The organism is Streptomyces sp. SID5643 (assembly GCF_009872555.1).
GTDB lineage: Bacteria > Actinomycetota > Actinomycetes > Streptomycetales > Streptomycetaceae > Streptomyces > Streptomyces iakyrus.
The window spans coordinates 77,085-83,084 of sequence record NZ_WWIC01000337.1 but is presented as its reverse complement, the minus strand read 5'-3'; the positions used below and the strand labels follow the sequence as shown (position 1 = coordinate 83,084).

Below are 6,000 nucleotides of genomic sequence, written 5' to 3'. Positions count from 1 at the left end.
TGGGAGCCGGTGTGCTGGGAGCCGGTGTGCTGGGGGCCGGGTCCGGCCGGTCGTCGCGGCCGAAGAGGAAGGACCGGTAGATCTGGGAGGCCCGGGGGTTGTCGTCGCACTGCCAGACGCCGTGCGGGCAGTAGTCCGTGAGCGTCTGGTACAGCGGTTTGTGCTCGTCCATCCACGCGAGCATGCGCTTCATGTACTCGGGGTTGTCACCGTTGCGGAAGAGTCCCCACTCCGGGAACGAGATGGCCTTGCCGCGGGCCTTGGCGAACTCCACGTGGTGCTGGAGCCCGTAGGGTTCCTTCACCTGTTCGTCGAACGACATGCCGCGCGGCTGGTCGTAGGCGTCCATGCCGATGATGTCGACGGTCTCGTCCCCGGGGTAGCACTGTGTCCAGGGAACGGCGTCCCGGCCGCGGCTCGGGGTGAAGTCGAACCGGAACTTCTGGCCCGGCACCGAGCGCATGGTGGTGACGATCCGGTTCCAGTACTGCTTCCAGGCCTCCGGGTCCGGCCCGCAGCGGTGGGTGTAGGTGATGCCGTTCATCTCCCAGCCGAGCACCAGGACCGTGTCGGGCACCCCCAGCTCGACCAGCCGCTCGGCGAGCCGGCGGAAGTGGTGGTCGAACCGGCCTTCGGCGCCCTGGCGCAGGAGCCGGCGCACCTCCTGGTCCGGCACCCCCTCCTCGTTGCGCTCCATCATGGGCACGTTGAGGACGAGCAGCCGGTCGGCCCGCTCGCGACGCCAGTTCGCCCACACGTCGAGGAAGCCGGGGAGCCCCTCGATGTTGCTCCAGCGGTCGCCCGGCAGGTAGGTGTGCCCGACGCGCAGTTCGGCACCGCCGAGCCAGGTGCTGAGCTGGGCCATCCGGGCCACACCACGGGGCCCGTAGTCGAGGTAGGCGCCGAAGGCCGGGACGTGCGCGGCAGGAGCGGGGGAAGCGGTCGGGCCCGGGGAAGCCGAGGGTGCGGGCGATGCGGCCGGGGCGGCGGGCGATGCGGCCGGGGCGGCAGGCGCCGCCGGTGTGGCGGCGGGGACTGCCGGTGTGGCGGCGGTGGCCGGTGCGGGCGGCTCGGCGTACCGCGCCGGTCCGGCGCCCGCGGCGACCGTGTGACCGGACGTCAGCGCCGCCGCCGCGGCGACCGCCGCCGCGACGATCACCAGCCGCCGGGACCGTGCGCGTCGCTGCTGTGTGGCCATGGGCCGCCCCTCTCGCGTTCTCCTCCACTTACTGACACTCAGTCATATGAGAGGAATGCGCGCCACCGGCGCTGAGGCTTTCGAGTGGGGCGGTTCACCCGGCTGGCCCGGCAGAAGTACGCGGTTTCTGTTGTGAAATGCCTATTTTATTCCCATGACTCACATGAAGCGCACCGCCACGGTGCTTTCCAGCCTGGCCCTGAGCGTCGCCGTCCTCGGCGGCACCGCGGCCGCCTCGGACGCGGACCTCCTCTCCGAGGCCGGCGACCAGTCCACCTCCCGGGAGTGCAACGAGCACGACAGCCTGGGACTGACCCTGCTGGGCATCCCGCTGCTCGGCTTCTTCTTCCCGGACCAGTGCTGATCCCACCGGTTGCACGGGTGCCGGGCGCTCGCGTCCGGCACCCGCTGTGTCAGCGGTGGGACGCCGCCCGGCCCCGCCGGTACAGCACGACGCCGCTCACGATGAGCGCGGCACTGCCGGCCGCGGCCCCGAACAGGGCCTCGGCGCCGGTCTCGGGGAGACTGGGCGGCTGCTCCTGACCGCCGGGGGGCGGCGGGCTGTGGTGGCCACCCGGGGGCGTACCCGGAGGGGTTGACTCCTGGCCACCCGGTGGAGGTGTGTGCGGGGGCTCGGTCGGCGGCGGGGTGTTCGGGGGTTTCGTCGGGGGCGTGTGCGGGGGTTGGGTCGGGGGCGTCTGCGGAGGCTTCGTCGGAGGGGTGTCGCCGTAGCCGTAGCCACCGTCGTCGTCCCCGTAGCCACCGTCGCCGTGGGACCGGTCCCCGCCGTCACCGTGGGACCGGTCCTCACCGTCACCGCGGGGCCAGGCCGCGCCGTCACCGCGGGGCCAGGCCTCACCGTTTCCGTGGGACCGGTCCTCGCCGTGTCCGTGGAACGCGTCGTTGCCGCCGCCGTGCCCGGACGCCTCGTGGCGGTCACGCCCGTGGCCGCGGTCGCCCTGACCACCGTGGGTGTCCGCCCCGTTGGCACAGGAGTTGCCGAAGGCCGGGTTGAGCGCGGCGACGACGTCGACGGTGTTCCCGCAGGCGTTCACCGGTACGTCGACCGGCGCCTGGACGGTGTTGCCGGACACGGCGCCCGGCGAGCCCTTGGTGACTCCGTCGGCGGACGAGTCGGCGAGAGCGGCGCCGCCGCACAGGGACAGGATGCCTGTCGCAGCCGCTGCCGCGACCATTCCCCTGCTCAGGGTCTGTCGCAATCTCGTTGTCCTCCTGCTGGTAGAAGTGGGAAAGCCGGCCCCGGAACGAACGGTGTTGTCCCGGGGCCGGCCAGGTCGCAGCCGATGCTGCGCGCGCGTCAGCGCGTCAGTCGTTCTCGCACTCGTTGCCGAACGCCGGGTTCAGGGCGGCGATCACGTCGATGGTGTTGCCGCACACGTTGATCGGGATGTGCACGGGAATCTGGATCACATTGCCGGAGAGGACACCCGGGGAACCGACAGCGGCAGCCTGGGCACCCGAGTCGGCGACGGCCGGACCGGCCATGCCCAGAGCCATGATCGCGCCCGCGAGGACAGCAGCGCTCTTCTTCATGAACTTTCCCTTCTCTGCGGTCATGCCCACCATGACCTGCAGCCTGCAAACGAGGAATTGACAGCCGAAGAAACCGAACAACGCCGGGGGTGGGGTAATTCACTCGATTGCCCCACGAAAAGTGGACAGATACGGCCGGGCGGCCCGCCGTGAATACGGCGGGCCGCCCGGGCTGCGTACGGTACGGCTCAGTCGCCGTTCGCCGAGAGGACCGACAGGTCCTCCAGGATGTGGTTGAGAGCACCGTCCCGCTTGCTGTTCGTGGAGTTGTCCGCACACTGCTGCTGGACGTGGTCCGACAGGATCGGGATGTCCTGGACCACCACGCCGATGAGAAGCGCGACGCCGACGTCGAGGTCCTGAACGGCGAGACAGGGCTTGTTGAGCGTCCCGTCGACCAGCGAGAGCTGGGGGCTCATGTCGCCCTTGGTCGCCGAGTTGCCGAACGACGACGAGGCGCCGTTCCCGTTGGCGACGGACGGCCCGGAGTCGTCCCCGACGGCAAGAGCCTGGGGAGCAGCCGCCACCGACATTCCGATGACAGAAGCGGCGGCCGCCGCGGCGACCATTGCCTTCTTGAGCACTTCGCGTTCCTTTCCTCGTAGCGACGCATGTCCTACGGCCTCATCAACACGGCTCCGGATGATTGGTTGCGGGTGTTCACCCGGTTGGCCCGCAGAGTCCAAAAGCCCTGATAATCACCGGGAACGAAGAACACACAAACTGTCCTGACGTGGGCCGACAGAGTGATGAGGAGAAACCATGCACCGCCCGGGCAGTTGACCAGAACGCTCCGGAGGACGGGGTTTCCTCAGAAAGGACTGGTCAGTGATCAAGAAGGTTATTGCCACTGCGGCGATCGCCGCTTCCGTCATGGGAGCCTCCGCCGCCGCGGCCCCGCAGGCGCTCGCTGTCGGCGACGACAGCGGCCCGACGGCCGTGAACGGCAACGGGGCGATGCAGAGCTTCGGCAACTCGTCGACGTACGGCAACATGAGCCCGCAGATGGCGCTGATCCAGGGCTCGTTCAACAAGCCGTGCATCGCCGTGAACGATCTGCCCATCGGTGTCGGCGCGCTCATCGGTATCCCGATCCAGGACATCCCGATCCTGTCGGACCACCAGCAGCAGCAGTGTGCGGAGAACTCCACCAACGCCAAGCGCGACGGTGCGCTGGCGCACCTGCTGGAGGATGTGTCGATCCTGTCGGCGAACGGCGGCTGACGCACCGGCAGCGGCAGCGGGCGGGTCGTCGAGCAGATGCTCGGCGGCCCGCCCTCGTCGTGTTCAGCGCTTGTTCGCGTACAGCGCCTCGATCTGCTCCGCGTAAGCGGCCGTCGCCGCCTTCCTCTTGACCTTCAGGGACGGGGTCAGCAGCCCGTTCTCCTCGGTGAAGTCACCCTCGACGAGGGTGAAGGCGCGGATCGACTCGGCGCGCGAGACGGCCTCGTTGGCGTGGTCGACCGCCTTCTGCACGTCGGCGCGCAGGCGTTCGTCGTGGACCAGCTCGGACAGCGGGGTGTCGGCGGGGAGTTTGCGGACCGCGAGCCAGTGGGCGAGGGCTTCCGGGTCGAGGGTGATCAGGGCGGCGACGTAGGGGCGGTTGTCGCCGACGACGAGGCACTGGCCGACGGGCGGGCGGCTGCGCAGGCGGTCCTCCAGGACGGCCGGGGAGACGTTCTTGCCGCCGGTCGTGACGAGGATGTCCTTCTTGCGGCCGGTGATGGTGAGGTAGCCGTCCTCGTCGAGTGAGCCGAGGTCGCCGGTGGCGAACCAGCCGTCGCCCAGCACCTCCCCGGACGCGGCCGGGTTGTTCCAGTAGGCGCCGAAGACGATGCCGCCCTTGATGAGCACCTCGCCGTCGTCGGCGATGCGGACGGCGGTGCCGGGGACCGGCAGGCCGACCGTGCCGGGACGGGGGTCCAGGGGCGGGACGATGGTGGCGGCGGCGGTGGTCTCGGTGAGGCCGTAGCCCTCGTAGATCAGGATGCCGGCCGCGTAGAAGAAGAGGTTCAGGTCGCGGTCGAGGGGGCTGCCGCCGCTGATGGCGTAGCGCACGCGGCCGCCGAGTTCCTTGCGGATGCGGCGGTAGACCAGCAGGTCGTACAGGGCCCACGCGGCGCGCAGGCCGGGGCCGGGCCCGGGGCCCTTGCCCAGGAACCGGTTCATGTGGGCCTGGCCGAAGCGGACGGCGATGCGGTGGGCACGGTCGAACGAGGCGCCGCGCCCGAGCTTCTCGGCGGTGGCACGGCCGGTGTCGTGGATCTTCTCGAAGAGGTAGGGGACGCCGACCAGGAAGGTCGGGCGGAACGACCTGAGGGCCGGGCGGAGTTCGTCGGGCTTGATGCTCGGGCAGTGGCCGATCTCGATGCGGCCCATCAGGCAGGCGATCTGCAGGGTGCGGCCGAGGATGTGCGCGAGCGGGAGGAAGAGGAGCGTCGAGGCGGTCTGGCCGGTGACCTCCTTGAACAGGGGGTGCAGCAGTTCGACGGTGTTGGCGGCCTCGGCGTGCAGGTTGGCGTGGGTGAGGACGCAGCCCTTGGGGCGGCCGGTGGTGCCGGAGGTGTAGCAGAGGGTCGCGGTGGTGTCGGGGGTCAGGGCGGTGCGGCGCTTGGTGACCTCCTCGTCGGCCACGTCCCGGCCGAGGGCGGTGAGGTCGTCGAGGGCGCCGCCGTCCAACTGCCAGACACGTGGGGGCTCGGGGTGGGCGGTCGTGCCGGTCAGGACGGTCTCGGCGTTCGCTGCGGTCTCGGTGACCACGTGGCGGGCGCCGGAGTCGCGGACGATCCACTCCACCTGGTCGGCCGAGGAGGTGGCGTAGACCGGGACGGTCTGGCCGCCCGCCGACCAGATCGCGAAGTCCAGGACCGTCCACTCGTAGCGGGTGCGGGACATCACCGCGACGCGGCCGCCCGGTTCGAGACCGGCCGCGATCAGGCCCTTGGCCACGGCGGTGACCTCGCGGGCGAAGGCCGCCGCCGTGACGGGCTGCCAGGTGCCGTGCCGCTCCCGGCGCAGGACCACGGCGTCGGGGGCTTCGGCCGCGTTGGTGTACGGGATGTCGGCGATGCTGCCGGTCCTGGGGCGGGGCGCGAGGGGAGCCGTGCGGGCCTCGCGGACGATGCCCCGCTCGTCCCTGACGGTCTCGGCCTTCGTGCGGACCGCCAGGTCGGTGCGGTGTTTCGCCCGTTGCAGATCTTTGCGTACGCCCATGACGGCTCCCGGTCGCGGATGAGGCTGACGTGCTG

Annotated in this window: 7 protein-coding genes; 2 read left to right on the top strand and 5 right to left on the bottom strand. The window is 70.6% G+C overall.

Translation table 11 applies throughout. The features are described 5' to 3' along the window. A partial coding sequence (locus GTY56_RS35665; protein ID WP_202511173.1) for a glycoside hydrolase family 26 protein occupies positions 1-1,198 on the bottom strand: 1,198 nt, incomplete at its 3' end. Between the two features lie 154 nt (positions 1,199-1,352). Here GTY56_RS35665 and GTY56_RS35660 point away from each other — a divergent pair. Then, a complete protein-coding gene (locus GTY56_RS35660; protein WP_159029575.1) occupies positions 1,353-1,562 on the top strand; it encodes a hypothetical protein in 210 nt (69 codons plus the stop codon). A gap of 49 nt (positions 1,563-1,611) precedes the next feature. Here the strand turns inward: GTY56_RS35660 and GTY56_RS35655 are convergent, their stop codons facing one another. The 3 genes from GTY56_RS35655 to GTY56_RS35645 form a co-directional block, all read right to left on the bottom strand. Beyond that, positions 1,612-2,418 carry a chaplin gene (locus GTY56_RS35655; RefSeq protein WP_237524347.1) on the bottom strand — a complete coding sequence of 269 codons (807 nt, stop codon included), beginning with the start codon at positions 2,416-2,418 and terminating at the stop codon, positions 1,612-1,614. A gap of 106 nt (positions 2,419-2,524) precedes the next feature. Next, the gene (locus tag GTY56_RS35650; protein WP_161369423.1) at positions 2,525-2,752 is read right to left on the bottom strand and encodes a chaplin; all 228 of its coding nucleotides are present in this window, start codon (positions 2,750-2,752) and stop codon (positions 2,525-2,527) included. 188 nt (positions 2,753-2,940) lie between these two features. Continuing rightward, complete coding sequence (locus GTY56_RS35645; protein WP_161369420.1) at positions 2,941-3,336, bottom strand: rodlin; 396 nt, start codon at positions 3,334-3,336, stop codon at positions 2,941-2,943. Between the two features lie 244 nt (positions 3,337-3,580). Here GTY56_RS35645 and GTY56_RS35640 point away from each other — a divergent pair, with 244 nt between their 5' ends. Further along, positions 3,581-3,976, top strand: a complete 396-nt coding sequence (locus GTY56_RS35640; RefSeq protein WP_161369419.1) for a rodlin — start codon at positions 3,581-3,583, stop codon at positions 3,974-3,976. Positions 3,977-4,039: 63 nt separating this feature from the next. Here GTY56_RS35640 and GTY56_RS35635 read toward each other — a convergent pair whose 3' ends face one another. Continuing rightward, positions 4,040-5,965, bottom strand: coding sequence for an AMP-dependent synthetase/ligase (locus GTY56_RS35635; protein ID WP_161369418.1), 1,926 nt, complete (start codon positions 5,963-5,965; stop codon positions 4,040-4,042). Positions 5,966-6,000: the final 35 nt, after the last annotated feature.

What these genes read in the sequence shown, in the direction of transcription:
- GTY56_RS35660 (WP_159029575.1), top strand. Translation starts at nt 1,353, where the DNA reads ATGACTCACATGAAGCGCACCGCCACGGTGCTTTCCAGCCTGGCCCTG.
- GTY56_RS35650 (WP_161369423.1), bottom strand. Translation starts at nt 2,752, where the DNA reads ATGAAGAAGAGCGCTGCTGTCCTCGCGGGCGCGATCATGGCTCTGGGC.
- GTY56_RS35635 (WP_161369418.1), bottom strand. Translation starts at nt 5,965, where the DNA reads ATGGGCGTACGCAAAGATCTGCAACGGGCGAAACACCGCACCGACCTG.